This is a genomic window from Polaribacter tangerinus (assembly GCF_038024095.1).
In the GTDB taxonomy this organism is placed as follows: Bacteria; Bacteroidota; Bacteroidia; order Flavobacteriales; family Flavobacteriaceae; genus Polaribacter; species Polaribacter tangerinus.
The window spans coordinates 211,480-229,304 of record NZ_CP150668.1; the positions used below are offsets into that span (position 1 = coordinate 211,480).

The following is a 17,825-nucleotide window of genomic DNA, read 5'->3' on the forward strand; positions in this document are numbered from 1 at the left end:
AATATGAAATCTGGATTCGAATTTTGGGATTATGTAATTTTTATCGCTTACGCAATCTTAATACTTGGTGTGGGCTTATGGGTCTCAAGAGACAAAAAAGGACATCAAAAAAATGCCGAAGATTACTTCTTGGCAAGTAAATCTTTACCTTGGTGGGCCATTGGTGCATCTTTAATTGCAGCAAATATATCTGCCGAACAATTTATAGGAATGTCTGGTTCTGGCTTTGCCTCAGGTTTAGCAATTGCTTCTTATGAATGGATGGCTGCAATTACGCTAATAATTGTCGGAAAATATTTTCTTCCCATTTTTATAGAAAAAGGCTTATACACCATTCCAGAGTTTGTAGAAAAAAGGTATTCAACTAATTTAAAAACAATTTTAGCTGTATTTTGGATTGCACTTTATGTATTTGTAAACTTAACAACTGTTCTATATCTAGGTGCCTTAGCATTAGAAACCATTATAGGTATTCCATTAATTTATGGAGTGTTAGGTCTTGCTTTATTTGCAGCAGCTTATTCTATATACGGAGGGCTTTCTGCTGTTGCATGGACGGATGTAATTCAAGTTATATTTTTAGTATTAGGAGGATTGGCTACCACTTATTTGGCGCTAAATACACTATCAGACGGACAAGGTTTTATAGCAGGTTTAAATAAAGTATATGATGCTGTACCTGAACGTTTTGAGATGATTTTAGACGAATCCAACAAAGAATACAAAAATTTACCAGGTATTGCAGTACTTGTTGGTGGAATGTGGGTTGCAAACCTTTACTACTGGGGATTTAACCAATATATTATTCAAAGAACATTGGCTGCAAAATCTTTAAAAGAAGCACAAAAAGGTATTTTAATGGCAGCGTTTCTAAAAATGCTTATCCCTTTAATTGTAGTTATACCTGGTATAGCTGCTTATGTAATGGTAAATGATCCAGAAATAATGGCACGTTTAGGAATGGCTGGTCAGCAAAACCTACCCTCTTTAGAACAAGCAGATAAAGCATATCCTTGGTTGCTACAGTTTTTGCCAACAGGTTTAAAAGGAGTGGCATTTGCGGCTTTAGCAGCAGCTATAGTTTCTTCTCTAGCGTCTATGCTTAACTCTACTTCTACCATTTTTACTATGGATATATACAAGCAATATATTAACAAAAAAGCTAGCGATAAAGCAACTGTAAATACGGGTAGACTTTCTAGTTTAATTGCATTAATTATAGCTTGTATTATGGCTCCTTTATTAGGTAACCTAGATCAAGCTTTTCAATTCATACAAGAATATACAGGAGTTGTAAGTCCGGGAATTTTAGCGGTCTTCTTACTAGGGCTGTTTTGGAAAAAAACAACCAACAAAGGTGCTATTGTAGGCGCTCTTGTTTCGGTACCTATAGCCATGTATTTTAAAGTGGCTCCTAAAGGTTGGTCTTCGTCTTCGTTTTTTGTAGATGTACCTTTTATGGATCAAATGGGATATACATTATTATTAACTATGGTTGTTATTGCAATATATAGTTGGTTACAACACAAAGGTGCAGACGATGCAAAAGCAATAGACATAAAAAGAGAACTTTTTAAAACTACTCCGCTGTTTAATATTGGTTCATTTGCTGTAATACTATTATTAACTGTATTATATGCAATGTTTTGGTAAATGAACAGCCTATAATTCACCAAAAAAGACTGTCTTTAAAGACAGTCTTTTTTGTTTATAAAATTAAGCTATTAGTTTTTTTCTTCTAACATAGGCACAAAAGCAAAATCTCCTAATTCTTTTTTTTCAAATTCTTTGTTAGATTTACGAGTAAATAAAGTCATAATTTGAGTAGTAACTCCTACTGGTATTAATAGCATACCTCCTATTTTTAATTGTGCCAAAAGCGTATTCGGCACAAAAGGTGCACCGGCAGTAACTATAATTTTATCGAAAGGTGCTTGTTCTTTTAAACCAATATAACCATCTCCAAAAATAAATTTCTTGGGTTTGTAACCTATTTTAGGTAAAAAAAGTGAAGTCCTTTTAAATAATTCCCTTTGTCTTTCTATTGTGTAAACATGCGCTTTTAACTCTAACAAAACAGCTGTTTGATAGCCAGAGCCTGTACCAATTTCTAATACCTTATCACCTGGTTTAACAGCCAATGTTTGCGATTGAAAAGCAACCGTATAGGGCTGAGAAATGGTTTGATCTGCAGCAATAGGAAATGCCTTGTCTTGGTAAGCATGAGCTTCAAAACTAGAATCTATAAATAAATGACGTGGAATTTTTCGAATAGCATTCAGCACATTATTATCTACTATCCCTTTTGATGCTAAAACAGTAGCTAACTGGTTTCTAAGACCTTGATGTTTGGATGTATTTTTCAATTTTAACAAATTTACAGATGCTAAAAATAGTAATAAATATAAATACATTCTTATAAAATTGTATATTTGTTTTTACATAATATTGCTGCTTTTTAGCAGAAATTTAATCATTTCAAACAATTATTTAATCGGTGATATTCTTTTGTTTTAAGAGAATTAATTTATTGTTAACAAAAGAGTAGTATCCATTTTTAAAATTAAAAATATTTATATGCTAAAAGCAGGAGTTTTAGGTGCAGGACATCTTGGTAAAATTCATTTACGTTTGCTTGCGCAATCTGCAAACTACGAATTGGTTGGTTTTTACGATCCGTATACAGAAAATGCAAAAAAAGTTGCCGATGAATTTGGGTACACTCTGTTTAATTCTATAGAAGATTTAATTGCGGCAGTAGATGTTGTAGATATTGTTACTCCTACGCTTTCTCATTTTGAATGTGCCAAATTAGCCATAGAAAGTGGCTGTCATGTTTTTATTGAAAAACCAATTACAACTACTGTTTTAGAAGCTGAGGCTATAAAAACATTGGCAAGTCAGTATCATGTTTTGGGGCAAGTAGGTCATGTAGAAAGATTTAACCCTGCTTTTACGGCTGTTAAAAATATGATAGACAATCCTATGTTTATAGAAACTCACCGATTGGCAGAATTTAACCCAAGAGGAACAGATGTTCCTGTAGTGTTAGACTTAATGATTCATGATATTGATATTATTTTATCTGTGGTAAATGCTAAAGTTAAAAATGTTCATGCCAGTGGTATTTCTGTTATATCGGAAACTCCTGACATTGCAAATGCTCGTATAGAGTTTGAAAATGGATGCGTTGCTAACTTAACTGCAAGTAGAATTTCTATGAAAAACATGAGGAAATCTCGTTTTTTTCAAAAGGATGCTTACATTTCTGTAGATTTTCTTGAAAAAAAGTCTGAAGTAGTTAAAATGAAAGAGGTACCAGAAAAAGTAGATGAATTTGCCATGATTCTTCAGAATGCAGAAGGTGTGAAAAAGCAAATTTATTTCGACAACCCAACAATAAAAAACAACAATGCAATTCTAGATGAGTTAGACTCTTTTGCTGATGCTATAAATAACAACACCAAGCCGATAGTTTCTTTAAGCGCTGGTACTGAAGCATTAAGAGTAGCACAAATGATAATTGATTGTTTTTAATACTCAAAAATAGTACAAATAACTGCGTTAAGGATTGAAGTGTAAATCCTTTTTTTACTACAGATATTTATTTCTAAAAGTTGTAAGTATCTAGATTTTTAAATTTTAAAAAATCATAAAAAAAGATTGCAACGAAAAGCCTGTTAAAACGCCCAAATAAATAATTAAACTACATCACATGAAAAATATAGCTGTAATTGGAGCTGGAACTATGGGAAATGGTATTGCTCATACTTTTGCTCAATGTAACTTTAATGTTCATTTAATTGATATTTCTAATGAATCATTAGAAAAAGGAATAGCAACCATCGCCAAAAATCTTGACAGAATGGTAGCTAAGGATAAAATTTCTGAAACAGATAAAAAAGCTACTTTAAAAAATATTAGCACTTTTACTTCCTTAAAAGAAGGTGTGAAAAATGTAGATTTAGTCGTAGAAGCTGCTACAGAAAATGTTAATTTAAAGCTCTCTATATTTAAGGAACTCGACGAAAATTGTGATGAGCAAACTATTCTAGCTACCAACACTTCTTCAATTTCTATCACTCAAATTGGTGCGGCTACTAAAAGACCAGACAAAGTTATTGGCATGCATTTTATGAATCCGGTACCAGTAATGAAATTAGTTGAAATTATTAGCGGATATTCTACTTCTAATATGGTATTGGAAACCATTACCAACCTATCTAAAAAAATACATAAAATACCTGTTGCTGTTAATGATTATCCGGGTTTTGTTGCCAACAGAATTTTAATGCCAATGATTAACGAATCGATAGAAACATTGTACAACAACGTAGCAGGTGTAGAGGAAATAGATACGGTAATGAAATTAGGAATGGCACACCCAATGGGCCCTTTGCAATTGGCTGATTTTATTGGTTTAGACGTTTGTTTGTCTATACTTAATGTACTTTATGATGGCTTTAAAAATCCGAAATACGCTCCTTGTCCGTTGTTAGTAAATATGGTGACTGCTGGTAAATTGGGCGTGAAATCTGGAGAAGGTTTTTATGATTATTCATCTAGCAAAAAGGCAGAAAAAGTGGCTGAAATGTTTATAAAATAATATTTCACACTTTTTTTATGTGTACTCCACAAAAAATTTTATTTGTTTTATTATTTAGTTTTTCGTGGGTTGTAAACGCTCAAAAAGGAAAAAAGATTTTACTGAAACCTCAAAAAATTGGTTTCCTATATAACAATGCAAACGAAAAGAATTTTTTGTTTGATGATACCGATTATTATTATCATACAAATACATTTAAAGTTCAGGCTTTTTATAATTTGGGATATTGGCAAACATTTCAATTTCAGTTGGTTGTTCAACCACAAGTTCAAATAATTACACACCAACTGCTTAACAAATATTTCGTTTTAAACACTGAAAAGCAATTTTTAGAGAATAGAATTTTATTCACCACTAAAAAGAAAATGAATTTATATGGTTTAGAGCTTGCCTTTTTAATGCAAAAAGAAATAGCTAATAAACTATTTGCCATAGTTCAAATTGGTTTAGGAGTTGCCACCATAGATACTGCTACAGAAAGATTGGCCAAAGGTTTTACCTTTCTAGAAAACCTATCTGTAGGATTCACTTTTGATACATCTACAAAAACATCAATTTATTTGGGTAGTAACATTGGTCATGTTTCTAACTTCGAAACACAGCAACCAAATAGTGGATATTCTTTTTTAGGTTTTGAAGTAGGCATCTCTTACAAATTGTAAAATAATAAGTATCATAATTTATAAATTAAAAAACCCACACCGATGTTGATGTGGGTTTACTTTTATAAAAATTACTATTTTATTTGCCTAACCAAGAGTTTAACATCCAAATAGTTTTTTCTTGTTCAGCAATAAAATCACTCATCATAGAGTTGGTTCCTTCGTCATTTGCTTCGTCTGAAAGATGTAAGATAGTTCTTTCTATTTTTAATAATTCAGACAAAGAGTTAACCACTAACTCTACTCCTTCCACATCATTCGAAATGTTTTTTCCTACAGGCACAGTTGCATTATTAATATAATCTGTAAAAGTATGTAATGGCTTACCTTGTAAGGTTAAAATTCGTTCGGCAATTTCATCTATTTTTACTTGAGAGTCTGTGTAAAACTCCTCGAATTTTAAATGCAGTTCGAAAAAATTCTTCCCTTTAATATTCCAGTGTAAACCTCTTAAACTTTGGTAATATATTTGAAAGTTAGATAACAAACCATTTAAACTATCTACTAAATTTGCACTTTCTTTTTTGTCTAATCCTAAAATTGATGTACTCATAATTTTCTTTTTACTTTTTAAATTCACTGTAAATTTAAGAGAATTTTATGGAGATAAACTATAATAATTATTGATAGTTTTAATATCTTTATCAGAAATTATGATACCATGACCATCACCCAATTAAAATATGTTTTATCTGTTGCAGAATACCAAAATTTTACGGTAGCAGCAGAACACAGTTTTGTAACACAGCCTACTTTAAGTATGCAAATACAAAAATTAGAAGACGAACTCGGTGTTCAAATTTTTAATAGGTCTAAAAAGCCTATTGAATTAACCGAAGTTGGAAAAAAAATAGTCGAACAATCTAAAGTAATTGTAGATGAGAGCAATAGAATTTTAGATATCGTGCATCAACAAAAAGGGTATATTGGTGGTGAGTTTAAAGTAGGAATTATTCCAACAATAATGCCTACGTTGTTGCCAATGTTTTTAAATAATTTTACCAAAAAATACCCAAAAGTTAAGTTAATAATAGAAGAATTAACAACAGAAGAAATTGTACGAAAATTAACAGACGGCCACATTGATGCTGCGATTGCAGCAACACCGCTAGAAAATGAAGCCATAAAAGAAAGGCCATTATATTACGAACCTTTTGTTGGTTTAATTCCGCAAAATCATCGCTTGTTTAATAACAAACAAATTTCTGCTGACGAATTGGAAATGGAAGATATTTTATTATTGGAGGACGGACACTGTTTTAAAGACAGTGTAATTAATTTATGCAGAACACATAAAATTGATAATAAAAAAGGATTTCAGCTAGAAAGTGGAAGTTTTAATACACTTATTAAACTTTCTAAAGAGGGTTTAGGGATGACATTACTACCCTATTTGCACACTTTAGATTTAAACGATGTAGATAAAAGTCATTTAAGGGAATTTAAAAATCCGCCACCAGCAAGAGAGGTAAGCTTAATTTACCACAAATCTCAATTAAAAATGCAACTTATAGAAGCATTAAATAAAACGATAGACGGCGTAGTACGTGGAGCAATATCATTTTCTGACGTAAAAATAATAAGTCCTATTAAAAAATAAATAATCAATTCATAGTATTGATTACAATAGCCGTATCTGTTTTTTGTATTATTACTAAGTGCTTACTTATAACTCTAAACATATAGACTCCCAAAAAATAGCCTTTTTGTTTACCGATTTTAAGTAAGCATTTGTTTTTGAAAAGTGCTTTGAACCAAACCAGCCTCTCCAAGCGCCTAATGGTGATGGGTGTGGCGCCTTAAGAATATAATGTTTTTCTTTATTTATAAGTATCGATTTACTGTGTGCAAATTTTCCCCAAAGTAAAAAAACAATATTTTCATTTTCTTGAGAAATTTTAGAAATAACAGCATCTGTAAATGTTTCCCAACCTTTTTTTTGATGACTTCCTGCCTTATGAGCTCTTACACTTAAAGTCGCATTTAATAACAGCACCCCTTGATAAGCCCAAGACTCTAAATTTCCGTTGGTTGGAATAGAGCAATTTAAATCTGAAGAGAGTTCTTTTAAAATATTTTTTAAAGAAGGTGGTAATGCAACATTATCTTTAACAGAAAAACACAAACCATTAGCCTGGTGGTAATCGTGGTATGGATCTTGACCAATAATTACAACTTTTAAATTACTGGGTAAGCAAGTATTAAAAGCTGCAAAAATGTTTTCTTTCTCTGGAAAACATTGATGTGTTTGGTATTCATTTTCTACAAAAGTCATCAATTCTTTAAAATACTCTTTTTTAAACTCTTTATTTAGAATATTTTTCCAGCTATCAGCTATTTTTAGTTGCATTGTTTATTATTTTTGTAAAAAAATCAAAACTACACATTTGAACACAAATATTTCAGAAAAAACATTACAAGATTTAGAGTTTTCTACCGTTTTACATCATATTTCAGAACACTGTATAACTGGTCTAGGAAAAGAAGCTGTTCGAAGTATTGTACCAATTCTCGGTAGAAAAAAACTCTTTACAGAATTACACTTAGTAAATGAATATTTAAGTTCTTTTGAAAGTGAAAATAGGGTTCCAAACCATGGGTTTGATGCTATTACAGAAAGTGTTAAACGACTTAAAATTGAAAATAGTTTTATAGAAACTACAGCTTTCTTAAAAATAGCGACCACTTCTTTAACTGTTAATGAGCATATTAAGTTTTTTAATAAATTTAAAGTACAATTTCCAACCTTTTTTGAACGTACACAAAAAATTGAATTTACTACTTACATAGATGATGAAATAAAAAAAATAATAGACATATCTGGTGAGGTCAAAAACAATGCTTCTAGCGCTTTGAAGCAAATTAGGAGAGACATAAATGCTATTCGTGGTAAAATTGGTGCTAGTTTTTCTAGTGCACTTTCCAAAGCAATTAGTGCAGGATACCTAGATGATATTAAAGAAACTGTAGTAGACAATCAAAGAGTTTTAGCAGTATCTGCTATGTATAGAAGAAAAGTAGCAGGTAGTTTATTAGGTTCTTCAAAGTCTGGTAATATTGTATATATAGCTCCTCAAGCTACATTAGCTTATAGTAGGGAATATCAAAACTTAGTTTATGAAGAAAAACAAGAAGTTATAAGAATTCTAAGAGCATTGGGAGAAATTATTAGGCCTATGACAACTCTGCTAGAAGACTATATTACGTACTTAACTCATACAGATTGTATAAGTGCTAAAGCCAAGTATGCAAGAGAAATGCAAGCAGTACTTCCTAAAATAACAAAAGAAAAGAAAATATTTTTTAGGGATGCTTATCACCCTGTATTGTGGAGGAAAAATAATTTACAAAAAATTAAAACAGTATCTCAATCTATAGAACTGAATGAAAAACAACAAATTATTGTAATTTCTGGACCCAATGCAGGTGGAAAAAGTATCACTCTAAAAACAATCGGACTTCTTCAATTAATGATACAAAGTGGAATTTTAATTCCTGTTCATGAAAGGAGTCAAACTTATATTTTTGATAATATTCTTACAGATATTGGTGATAATCAGTCTATAGAAAATCAATTAAGTACTTATAGTTACAGGCTAAAAAATATGCGAAACTTTTTACGAAAATGTGGAGAAAGTACGCTATTTCTTATCGATGAGTTTGGTACAGGTTCAGATCCTGAACTAGGTGGCGCTTTGGCAGAAATATTTTTAGAGGAATTTTATAACAAAAAAGCATTTGGAATTATTACCACCCACTACTCTAACCTAAAAGTATTGGCCAATGAACTAGAAAATGTTACCAATGCAAATATGCAGTTCGACGAACGAACCCTAGAGCCTTTGTACAAACTTTTTGTAGGGCAAGCTGGTAGTTCTTTTACTTTTGAAGTAGCTCAGAAAAATGGAATTCCTTTTAGTTTAATTAATAAGGCTAAAAAAAGAGTCGATACCGAAAAGGTTCGACTAGATAAGACCATCTCTAAACTTCAAAAAGAGAGAAATAAGCTTCAAAAAAACTCAGATAATTTAGAAAAACAAAAAACTAAAGGAAAAGAACATTTAGAAAGTTTACAAGAGAAAGAAGAAAAAATTCAAGCAAAATTAGCAGGTTTTCAAGAATTATATGATAACAATCAAAAAATGCTTTCTCTTGGAAGAAAAGTAAATGAACTTTTTAATAAGTATTTTCAAAATAACAATAAAAAAGAACTCATTGCTAATTTTAACAAATGGGTTGCTGATGAAAAGGTTAAATATGCCAAAAAAAATCCGCTAAAAATAACCTCTAAAAATCAAAAAAAACAAGCAAAAATTATAGAAAAGCAATTGCAAGAAGTTATAAAAAAGGTTGAAAAAGAGGTTCTAGAAAAGGTAGTAGAAGTGAGAAAAGAGAAAAAAAATGAAGCAATAAAAGTTGCCAAAGAAAAAGCATCATATGAGTATAAAGTTAATGATAGAGTAAGAATAATAGATTCTACAAGTATTGGTACTATAGAAAAAATAGATAAAAATAAAGTAACGATTAACTATGGTTTGTTTACTACAAAAACTACCATAAATAAATTAGAGTTTGTAGAAAAGTCAAAAAAATAAAGAGTGTAAAAAATGTATTATTCTAGTTGCTAATTCTCAATTTCTGACTTTTAAATTGCCATATATGTAAAAATTAACAAAGCCTTTTATTCTGATGTATTAATAAAATTATTATTCAGATATTTGTAATTGATACTTTTAGAATTTATAAATGATTGACAACTCTACATTAGAAGTTTTAAATAAATCGCTTTCAGGCACAGTAGTTTATAGTAATTTACACAAAGCTATATACGCAACAGATGCTTCGGTGTATAGAAAAATACCCTTAGCAGTTGCTTATCCGAAAGATGAAGACGACCTGAAAAAGCTAATTCACTTTGCAACAAAAAATAATACTACTTTAATACCCAGAGCAGCAGGAACTTCTTTAGCTGGGCAATGTGTTGGAGATGGTATTATTGTAGATGTTTCTAAACATTTTACCAATATCATATCATTTAACGAAAAGCAAAAAACAATTAAGCTTCAACCCGGAATTGTTAGAGATTCTCTTAATAACTTCCTAAAAAAATACAACCTATTTTTTGGCCCAAATACTTCTACTTCAAACCGATGTATGATTGGAGGTATGGTTGGAAATAATTCATCTGGTAGTACTTCAATTAAATATGGAGTTACCAGAGATAAAGTGTTAGAAATTGAAGCCATTTTAAGCGATGGAAGTTCTGTTGTTTTCAAAGAAATAACATCAGAAGAATTTATAGATAAAACAACTCAAAAAACCTTAGAGGGCAATATTTATAAAACTATTTATGAAGAATTGCTCTCTAAAAAGGTTCAGAATGAAATTAAAAATGAGTTTCCGAAAGAAGCTATTCATCGAAGAAATACGGGATATGCAATTGACGAATTTTTAAAATCTGACTTATTTGGAGGAACCGAAAAAACAATAAATATTGCCAAATTTCTTACAGGTAGCGAAGGTACACTTGCATTTTCTACCGCCATTACAATTCAGCTAGACCTTTTACCTCCTGCCAAGAGCATCATGGTTTGTGCTCATTTTAAAAGTATTAACGAGAGTCTATTAGCCACAGTTACTGCAATGAAGCATAATTTATTTAATTGTGAGTTAATGGATAAAACCATTTTAGACTGTACAAAAAATAATAGAGACTTAGTAAAAAATCGATTTTTCTTAGAGGGAGATCCTGAAGCTGTATTAATGCTAGAAGTAGCAGCAAATACAGATGAAGAGGTTCTTCTGCTGGCAGAGGCACTTATTAAAGACTTAAAAAATAATAATTTTGGCTACCATTATCCGAAAGTGTACGGCAACGACATCGCAAAAGTACATTACCTTAGAAAAGCCGGTTTGGGTGCTCTGGGAAATATGGTTGGAGATAGAAAAGCAGTTGCTTGTATAGAAGATACTGCAGTAGCTTTAGAGGACTTACCTGATTACATCACAGAGTTTACAAAAATTATGGACAAATATCAGCAAGATGCTGTATATTATGCACATGCAGGAGCTGGAGAATTACATTTAAGACCAATTTTAAATTTAAAGAAAAAGGAAGATGTTGTTTTATTTAGAAAAATAACCACAGAAACAGCCGTTTTAGTCAAAAAATATAAAGGCTCCTTTTCTGGAGAACACGGAGATGGTATAGTAAGAGCTGAGTTTATTCCGCTAATGATTGGAGAAAACAATTACCAACTTTTAAGAAGTATAAAAAAAGCATTTGATCCAAAAAATGTTTTCAATAAAGGAAAAATTACAGATGCCTTTTCTATGGATAAAAACTTGCGATACGAAGTTGATAGAAAAGAACCCGTAATACCTACTATTCAGGATTTTTCTGACAGTGAGGGAATTTTAAAACTTGCCGAAAAATGTAATGGATCTGGAGATTGTAGAAAACCTGCAGAAGCAGGCGGAACAATGTGCCCAAGCTACAGAGCTACCAAAAATGAAAAAGATACTACGCGAGCTCGCGCAAACGCTTTAAGAGAATTTTTAACCAATTCTACAAAAGTTAATAAATTTAACCACAACGAGTTAAAAGAAGTTTTCGACCTGTGCTTAAGTTGCAAGGCGTGTGCTACAGAATGCCCAAGTAATGTAGATATTGCTACTATGAAAGCAGAATTTTTATATCAATATCAAGAATCAAATGGCTATTCTTTTAGAAGTAAACTCTTTGCCAACAACGTAAAATATAATAAAATTGGTAGTCTATTTCCTCAAATTACAAATGCTGTTTTAAACACTACATTGGCAAAGAAGTTCATGGGAGTTGCCACTGAAAGAAGTGTTCCTAGACTTGCAAATATACCACTAGAAAAATGGGTTAAAAAAAATGAATCTACAACAAAAGATAAAATTATCTATTTATTTTGTGATGAATTTACGAATTATTATGATGTAGAAATAGGAAAAGATGCTTTTTACCTTTTAGACAAATTAGGATATAATTTACAATTTGTTCCACATAAAGAATCTGGTAGAAGCTTTATTTCTAAAGGTTTTTTAAAAGAAGCAAAAGAAGTATGCAATCAAAATATTGCAATTTTTAAAAATATTATTTCCAAAGAAACTCCATTAATCGGTATAGAACCATCTGCTATTCTCACTTTTAGAGACGAATATATTCGACTAGCAGACGATAAAATTGCTGCACAAAATATTGCGAATAATGTGTTTACTTTCGAGGAGTTTTTGGCGAGGGAATTAAAAAATAATCAAATAAATACATCTTTATTTACTACAGAAGAAAAAACACTAAAAATTCATGGCCACTGTCACCAAAAAGCACTCTCTGGAACGGTAGCTAGTTTTGAAATTTTAAGTATTCCAAAGAATTATAAAGTTACCATTTTAAATACTGGTTGTTGTGGAATGGCAGGTTCTTTTGGATACGAAAAAGAGCATTTTACAGTTTCAATGCAAGTAGGTGAAGAATCGCTATTTCCAAAAATTAGAAATACAGAGAAAGATGTAGAAATAGTTGCTGCAGGAACTAGCTGCAGACATCAAATATTTGATGGCACAAAAAGACTTGCTAAACACCCAATTACCATATTAAAAGAAGCACTAAAATAAAGTTATGAGTAATAAAAATTATAAAGCTGCCAATAACAGATACGAAAAAATGAACTATAGACGTTCGGGTAAAAGTGGCTTACTTCTTCCTGAAATTTCGTTAGGACTATGGCATAATTTTGGTAAAAAAGACAATTTTGACAATGCAAGAAAACTACTAAAGTGCGCATTTGATAACGGTATTACTCATTTCGACTTGGCAAATAACTACGGCCCACCTCCTGGTTCTGCTGAAAAAAACTTTGGTAAGATTTTAAAAAAGGATTTAAAAAAATATAGAGATGAGCTCATAATTTCTACTAAAGCGGGTTACGAAATGTGGGATGGCCCTTATGGAAATTTAGGCTCTAAAAAGTTTTTGGTTGCTAGCTTAGACCAAAGCCTACAAAGAATGGGGTTAGATTATGTTGACATTTTTTATCATCATAGACCAGATTATGACACTCCACTAGAAGAAACAATGGGTGCGCTAGATTTAATAGTAAAACAAGGAAAAGCACTTTATGTTGGTATTTCTAACTACCAACCAAAAGAAGCTGAAAAAGCTTTTAAAATTTTAAAAAAGTTGGGAACACCTTGTCTCATTCACCAACCTAGATATAATATTTTTGATCGTTGGATAGAAAACGGGTTGTTAAATTTGTTAGAGGAAAGTGGTGTAGGTTCTATTTGTTTTTCTCCATTAGCACAAGGAATGTTATCAAATAAATATTTACATGAAATTCCTAAAGACTCTAGAGCAGTTAAAGAGAGTCCTTTTTTAAATGAAGATATGATTCGCAAAATGCTACCAAGAATTAAGTTGTTAAACGAAGTCGCATTAAACAGAAATCAAAATTTAGCGCAAATGGCCATTTCTTGGATTTTAAAAGACCAAAGAATAACCTCTGTGTTAATAGGAGCTAGTAAAACCACCCAAATTACAGATGCTGTAAAAGCTATTCATCATACAAATTTTACTGAGGAAGAAATTACAACAATAAACAATATTTAAGGTTTCTAAATAGTATTAAAAAAATAAAAATGAATTGATAAGTAGCTATTAAAGAAAAAAATTATATTTGTTATATCCATTCCTAATATAACAAGTATGAATATCAAAAAAAGCTATTTGCTTCTCTCACTACTATTTGCATTTAATAGTATTCAAAATTTTAGTCAAAATTCTGTAAACTTTTCCTTCCATCAAGACTTTAAACTTCTGGCCTTAGGAGATGATTTAGGAAACAGAGCAGGAACATTTAACTTTCTTGGAAGATTAAAATATGAAGCCCAAGCGGGTAAAATAGGGTATTACGTTTTTGGTACTGAATATGAAGAAGCCATATTATCTACTAAATATTCAAGGTTAGGTGGTTTTTTGGGATATTCTTTTATGGATGTTTTTAATAATTACAACATTCACATAACACCAACTATAGGTTATGGAAAAATTTTTAGAGCGGGAACGAATTTAAATAGTTGGTCTGGTGCCGTAGAATTTCAGTATTTTATAAATGATAAAATTCGAGTTAGTCTTTTAAACCAAGTAACCCAAAGAACAGACTTAGAGTTTTTATATGACGATTTAAAATACAGATATAGCTTTTTTTTGGGTGTTGAGTTTAAATTATTTACACCAAAAAAAAATTAAGAACTCCAGAACTCTCTTTTCTTATTTAGCGCTTCCTCAGTTTTAATATATTCTTCTGCTTCTTCTGGTGAAAGTACTTTTAAAAATGATGGATGCTGTTCTATAGCGTACTCAATTTTTGTAACTATTTCTGCTACAGTCTCGTTTTCATAATCTATCTCTAATGGCTCTTTAATAACCATAGATTGTAAAACATTTCGCTTTTTAATACTCAAGCCTTTTTTATCAAAAGACCTTCTAAAACCATCTATAACTATAGGAACAACTACGGGTTTATAAGTTTTAATAATATGTGCTGTTCCTCGTCTAATTGGTTTAAAAGGGGTAGTTGTTCCTTGAGGAAAAGTAATTACCCAACCATCTTTTATAGCTTTACCAATGTTAGAAATATCAGAATTTTTTACTTGACGCTTTACATCTTTACCACCACTTCGCCATGTTCTATCTATTGAAACAGAACCTGCATAAGCAAAAATTTTAGGCAGTAAACCTGCTTTCATAGTTTCACCAGCTGCAACAAAATAAATATTTAACTTTGGATGCCAAATATAACCTACATTTTTAATAGAATCATCTCTCCCGCTTAGTGCAGCATTAAAAACATGAAACATAGCAGCAACATCTGCAAAGTAAGTTTGATGATTAGAAATAAACAACACACCGCTTTCTGGCAAGTTTCTAAGAATTTCTGAACCTTCTATTTGTAAGCTGTTAAATTTTCTATATCTACCATGAGAAATAATACCGAAAACTCTTATAATAATCTTTTTTAAAAATAAAATATGACCAAAAGGATTTCTTTTAAACAAAGACATTTATGCTATTTGATTGGTTAGTTGATTAAAAACAAATCTACAAAAAAACTAATTAAAATCGAACCTCTATTGTAAGAGTTCTTTAATTTCTGCAAGCATCATTGCAGTAGCACCCCAAACTATGTGATTATTAAGTTTAAAGCATGGAACTTCTACATTGTTCATATAAGAATTGTTAATCGATACAGTCGAAATAGAGGTGTCATTTAATAAGTCTGTAACGAGTACTTCAATTGTTTTTGCTACTTCATAATTGGTCAAAAACAAGGGGGTCTCTTCTGAAAAACCTAAAAAAGGAGTTGCTAAAAAATTGCTAGGTGGTATGTATACAGTTGTTAATTCTCTTACAATATTTACCTTATTGGGCTGTATTCCTACTTCTTCAAAAGATTCCCTAACAGCTGTTTGTTGTAAGTTTTTATCTCTAACCTCTTTCTTACCTCCCGGAAAACTAACTTGCGACGAATGTGCTCCTTTGTAGCTTGCTCTTTCTGTTAAAAGAAATGAAGTTTCATTATTTTTATTTGGATAAAAAAGTGCTAAAACTGCAGCTACTTTTGGGTTATTGGCACTAATTTTATCCGTATCATATCGCTTACGAAGCTCAGGAGCTAGCTTAAATTGAGCGTTTATTCCTCCCAAACGATTGGATGTTATTTGAGGTATTTTTTTTCTAAATTGACTAAAATTCACTTTATAGTAATATATTTAGCTAAAATATAACTTTTCTTCCAAGAAAATTACATTATTTACTGTAAAACCTAAATGAAAAAATCCTACACAAAACTATTATTAAGTATAATTTTAGACGGAATTGGTTTTATTCCCATTCCCATACTTAGTATAATTTGGGCACCTATATCTAGTTTTATTATGACTAAAATGTATCCTAGTAAATTAGGCAAAATTGCGGCTGTTGTTTCTTTTATTGAAGAATTACTTCCTATAGATATTTTTCCAAGTTTTACTGTTATGTGGTTGTACACTCAAATTTTAATGAAATTTAAAAAAAGTAATACTAAAAAGTAGTTTTTTTATTTTTTGAATAAAAAACCAAAGCCCAATCTACTTAAAAACTTTTTTTCGAAATTCCAGAAAAAATGGAATTGCCCAAAAAACCATCCTACTATTGGAAGTGTAATCTGATAAATTGGAAAAATAAGTAAAAACCTTACTAAATAATATAAAAAAGGTGAAATTGAATTTACATCTAAACCAAAAAAGTTTGTTACTGGTTTAGCCACCCATGTAGCAAAAGAACCATTTATAGAAAATACTAATAGAATTGCTACTATAGACCAATTACTTTTTATACCCCATCGTTGTTTTAATTTTTCCATCACAACTATGCCTGTTTTTTTATATTTCTAAACATTAACCAAAATCCAATTAAAACTAATGGAATACTTAATACCTGACCTGTATTTAAAGGGCTAAACAACCACTGCTCTCCCCTTTCTTGAACTTGGGGTTCTTTTAAAAACTCTATTAAAAATCGTAATGACCATAAAACAGTCATAAACAACCCAAAAAGAAATCCAATTTGCTGCTTTTTTGCAGTTTTCCAATACAAATACCACATTACAAAAAACAACGCTAAATAACTAAATGCCTCGTATAATTGAGTTGGATGGCGCGCAGTAGTTTCACCTGCTGCCTTAAAAATTACACCAAAACTAGAACCTGTTTCTTTTCCATAAATTTCTGAGTTAAAGAAATTTCCAAAACGTATAAAGAAACCTGCCAATGCTACCATTATTGCCAATCTATCTAAAATAAATAGCCATGGCTTTTGTAAATGTTTTTTTGCATAAAAATACATAGCAATAGGAATTCCAATGGCAGCACCGTGACTAGCAAAACCAGTAAAACCTGTAAATTTCCAACCTTCAGAAGATTTTTTAAAAGGTAAAATAATTTCTAATAAGTGATTTTGATAGTAGTCCCAACTATAAAAAAATACATCTCCAAGACGCATTCCTACTAGCATAGATAAAAAAACATACATAAAAAGTGGATCCATTTTTTCTACTGGTATGGAATCTTTAATGTAAATTTTCTTCATAAAATGTAGTCCTAATACGAAGGCTGCCACAAACATTAAACTGTACCATCTGATCACAAAAAAACCTAAATCTATTCCTATAGATGGGTTCCACTCAATTGATAAAAAACTCATACTTTATATATTTAAATATATAGTTTTCTTTATTTTAGAAAACTAAAATTATTCATTATTATTTTTGGGCACAGGATCGAAACCACTACCTCCCCATGGATTGCAGCTTATTATTCTTTTCAAAGCTAACCAGCCACCGAAAACCAAACCATGCTTTTGTAATGCTTCTATAGTATAATTAGAACATGTGGGACTATATCTGCAACTAGCTGGTGTAAATGGCGATATAGCTACTTGGTAAAAGCGAACTAAAAGAATAAACGGATATGAAACTATTTTTTTCAAA

The 17,825-nt window shown here is 30.9% G+C and carries 18 protein-coding genes; 10 read left to right on the top strand and 8 right to left on the bottom strand.

The genetic code is table 11. The features are described 5' to 3' along the window. Positions 1–3 precede the first annotated feature (3 nt). Positions 4–1,653 (top strand): sodium/sugar symporter, encoded by a 1,650-nt coding sequence (locus WHD54_RS00950; protein WP_088322800.1) that lies wholly within the window; start codon positions 4–6, stop codon positions 1,651–1,653. Positions 1,654–1,724: 71 nt separating this feature from the next. On the opposite strand, the gene WHD54_RS00955 is transcribed toward WHD54_RS00950, so the two are convergent. Next, positions 1,725–2,366 (bottom strand): protein-L-isoaspartate(D-aspartate) O-methyltransferase, encoded by a 642-nt coding sequence (locus WHD54_RS00955; RefSeq protein ID WP_088323338.1) that lies wholly within the window; start codon positions 2,364–2,366, stop codon positions 1,725–1,727. Between the two features lie 211 nt (positions 2,367–2,577). Between WHD54_RS00955 and WHD54_RS00960 the strand changes: the two genes are divergently transcribed. The 3 genes from WHD54_RS00960 to WHD54_RS00970 all read left to right on the top strand — a co-directional run bounded on the left by WHD54_RS00960 (position 2,578) and on the right by WHD54_RS00970 (position 5,268). After that, positions 2,578–3,537 carry a Gfo/Idh/MocA family protein gene (locus WHD54_RS00960; RefSeq protein WP_088322801.1) on the top strand — a complete coding sequence of 320 codons (960 nt, stop codon included), beginning with the start codon at positions 2,578–2,580 and terminating at the stop codon, positions 3,535–3,537. 178 nt (positions 3,538–3,715) lie between these two features. Further along, on the top strand, positions 3,716–4,606 hold the full coding sequence (locus tag WHD54_RS00965; protein ID WP_088322802.1) for a 3-hydroxyacyl-CoA dehydrogenase family protein: 891 nt from the start codon (positions 3,716–3,718) through the stop codon (positions 4,604–4,606). Positions 4,607–4,623: 17 nt separating this feature from the next. Next, positions 4,624–5,268 carry an acyloxyacyl hydrolase gene (locus tag WHD54_RS00970; protein ID WP_088322803.1) on the top strand — a complete coding sequence of 215 codons (645 nt, stop codon included), beginning with the start codon at positions 4,624–4,626 and terminating at the stop codon, positions 5,266–5,268. Between the two features lie 79 nt (positions 5,269–5,347). Here WHD54_RS00970 and WHD54_RS00975 read toward each other — a convergent pair whose 3' ends face one another. Next, positions 5,348–5,821: a Dps family protein gene (locus WHD54_RS00975; protein WP_088322804.1), complete on the bottom strand. Its 474-nt coding sequence runs from the start codon at positions 5,819–5,821 to the stop codon at positions 5,348–5,350. Positions 5,822–5,929: 108 nt separating this feature from the next. On the opposite strand from WHD54_RS00975, the gene WHD54_RS00980 reads away from it, so the two are divergent. Continuing rightward, the gene (locus WHD54_RS00980) at positions 5,930–6,868 is read left to right on the top strand and encodes a hydrogen peroxide-inducible genes activator (RefSeq protein ID WP_088322805.1); all 939 of its coding nucleotides are present in this window, start codon (positions 5,930–5,932) and stop codon (positions 6,866–6,868) included. Between the two features lie 66 nt (positions 6,869–6,934). On the opposite strand, the gene ung is transcribed toward WHD54_RS00980, so the two are convergent. Further along, a complete protein-coding gene (gene ung, locus WHD54_RS00985; protein ID WP_088322806.1) occupies positions 6,935–7,618 on the bottom strand; it encodes a uracil-DNA glycosylase in 684 nt (227 codons plus the stop codon). A gap of 37 nt (positions 7,619–7,655) precedes the next feature. On the opposite strand from ung, the gene WHD54_RS00990 reads away from it, so the two are divergent. The 4 genes from WHD54_RS00990 (at position 7,656) to WHD54_RS01005 (ending at position 14,545) form a co-directional block, all read left to right on the top strand. Continuing rightward, positions 7,656–9,863, top strand: coding sequence for an endonuclease MutS2 (locus WHD54_RS00990; protein WP_088322807.1), 2,208 nt, complete (start codon positions 7,656–7,658; stop codon positions 9,861–9,863). Between the two features lie 151 nt (positions 9,864–10,014). Further along, positions 10,015–12,912: an FAD-binding and (Fe-S)-binding domain-containing protein gene (locus WHD54_RS00995; protein ID WP_088322808.1), complete on the top strand. Its 2,898-nt coding sequence runs from the start codon at positions 10,015–10,017 to the stop codon at positions 12,910–12,912. A gap of 4 nt (positions 12,913–12,916) precedes the next feature. Continuing rightward, a complete protein-coding gene (locus WHD54_RS01000) occupies positions 12,917–13,906 on the top strand; it encodes an aldo/keto reductase (protein ID WP_088322809.1) in 990 nt (329 codons plus the stop codon). A 96-nt stretch (positions 13,907–14,002) separates the two neighbouring features. Then, positions 14,003–14,545: a hypothetical protein gene (locus WHD54_RS01005; protein WP_088322810.1), complete on the top strand. Its 543-nt coding sequence runs from the start codon at positions 14,003–14,005 to the stop codon at positions 14,543–14,545. On the opposite strand, the gene WHD54_RS01010 is transcribed toward WHD54_RS01005, so the two are convergent. Beyond that, on the bottom strand, positions 14,542–15,360 hold the full coding sequence (locus WHD54_RS01010; protein ID WP_088322811.1) for a lysophospholipid acyltransferase family protein: 819 nt from the start codon (positions 15,358–15,360) through the stop codon (positions 14,542–14,544). The two genes, WHD54_RS01005 and WHD54_RS01010, sit on opposite strands and share 4 nt — an antisense overlap. Before the next feature lie 66 nt (positions 15,361–15,426). After that, a complete protein-coding gene (locus WHD54_RS01015) occupies positions 15,427–16,053 on the bottom strand; it encodes an NUDIX hydrolase (protein ID WP_088322812.1) in 627 nt (208 codons plus the stop codon). 72 nt (positions 16,054–16,125) lie between these two features. Between WHD54_RS01015 and WHD54_RS01020 the strand changes: the two genes are divergently transcribed. Next, a complete protein-coding gene (locus WHD54_RS01020) occupies positions 16,126–16,389 on the top strand; it encodes a hypothetical protein (RefSeq protein ID WP_088322813.1) in 264 nt (87 codons plus the stop codon). Between the two features lie 5 nt (positions 16,390–16,394). On the opposite strand, the gene WHD54_RS01025 is transcribed toward WHD54_RS01020, so the two are convergent. Genes WHD54_RS01025 through yidD form a run of 3 tightly spaced genes read right to left on the bottom strand, consistent with a single transcriptional unit; the run spans position 16,395 to position 17,824 of the window. Next, positions 16,395–16,700: a DUF6787 family protein gene (locus WHD54_RS01025; protein WP_088322814.1), complete on the bottom strand. Its 306-nt coding sequence runs from the start codon at positions 16,698–16,700 to the stop codon at positions 16,395–16,397. Positions 16,701–16,705: 5 nt separating this feature from the next. Next, on the bottom strand, positions 16,706–17,539 hold the full coding sequence (lgt, locus tag WHD54_RS01030; protein ID WP_088322815.1) for a prolipoprotein diacylglyceryl transferase: 834 nt from the start codon (positions 17,537–17,539) through the stop codon (positions 16,706–16,708). A gap of 48 nt (positions 17,540–17,587) precedes the next feature. Beyond that, the gene (gene yidD, locus WHD54_RS01035) at positions 17,588–17,824 is read right to left on the bottom strand and encodes a membrane protein insertion efficiency factor YidD (RefSeq protein WP_088322816.1); all 237 of its coding nucleotides are present in this window, start codon (positions 17,822–17,824) and stop codon (positions 17,588–17,590) included. Position 17,825 lies beyond the last annotated feature (1 nt).

What these genes read in the sequence shown, in the direction of transcription:
- WHD54_RS00950 (WP_088322800.1), top strand. Translation starts at nt 4, where the DNA reads ATGAAATCTGGATTCGAATTTTGGGATTATGTAATTTTTATCGCTTAC.
- WHD54_RS00960 (WP_088322801.1), top strand. Translation starts at nt 2,578, where the DNA reads ATGCTAAAAGCAGGAGTTTTAGGTGCAGGACATCTTGGTAAAATTCAT.
- WHD54_RS00965 (WP_088322802.1), top strand. Translation starts at nt 3,716, where the DNA reads ATGAAAAATATAGCTGTAATTGGAGCTGGAACTATGGGAAATGGTATT.
- WHD54_RS00970 (WP_088322803.1), top strand. Translation starts at nt 4,624, where the DNA reads ATGTGTACTCCACAAAAAATTTTATTTGTTTTATTATTTAGTTTTTCG.
- WHD54_RS00975 (WP_088322804.1), bottom strand. Translation starts at nt 5,821, where the DNA reads ATGAGTACATCAATTTTAGGATTAGACAAAAAAGAAAGTGCAAATTTA.
- WHD54_RS00980 (WP_088322805.1), top strand. Translation starts at nt 5,930, where the DNA reads ATGACCATCACCCAATTAAAATATGTTTTATCTGTTGCAGAATACCAA.
- ung (WP_088322806.1), bottom strand. Translation starts at nt 7,618, where the DNA reads ATGCAACTAAAAATAGCTGATAGCTGGAAAAATATTCTAAATAAAGAG.
- WHD54_RS00995 (WP_088322808.1), top strand. Translation starts at nt 10,015, where the DNA reads ATGATTGACAACTCTACATTAGAAGTTTTAAATAAATCGCTTTCAGGC.
- WHD54_RS01000 (WP_088322809.1), top strand. Translation starts at nt 12,917, where the DNA reads ATGAGTAATAAAAATTATAAAGCTGCCAATAACAGATACGAAAAAATG.
- WHD54_RS01005 (WP_088322810.1), top strand. Translation starts at nt 14,003, where the DNA reads ATGAATATCAAAAAAAGCTATTTGCTTCTCTCACTACTATTTGCATTT.
- WHD54_RS01010 (WP_088322811.1), bottom strand. Translation starts at nt 15,360, where the DNA reads ATGTCTTTGTTTAAAAGAAATCCTTTTGGTCATATTTTATTTTTAAAA.
- WHD54_RS01020 (WP_088322813.1), top strand. Translation starts at nt 16,126, where the DNA reads ATGAAAAAATCCTACACAAAACTATTATTAAGTATAATTTTAGACGGA.
- WHD54_RS01025 (WP_088322814.1), bottom strand. Translation starts at nt 16,700, where the DNA reads ATGGAAAAATTAAAACAACGATGGGGTATAAAAAGTAATTGGTCTATA.
- lgt (WP_088322815.1), bottom strand. Translation starts at nt 17,539, where the DNA reads ATGAGTTTTTTATCAATTGAGTGGAACCCATCTATAGGAATAGATTTA.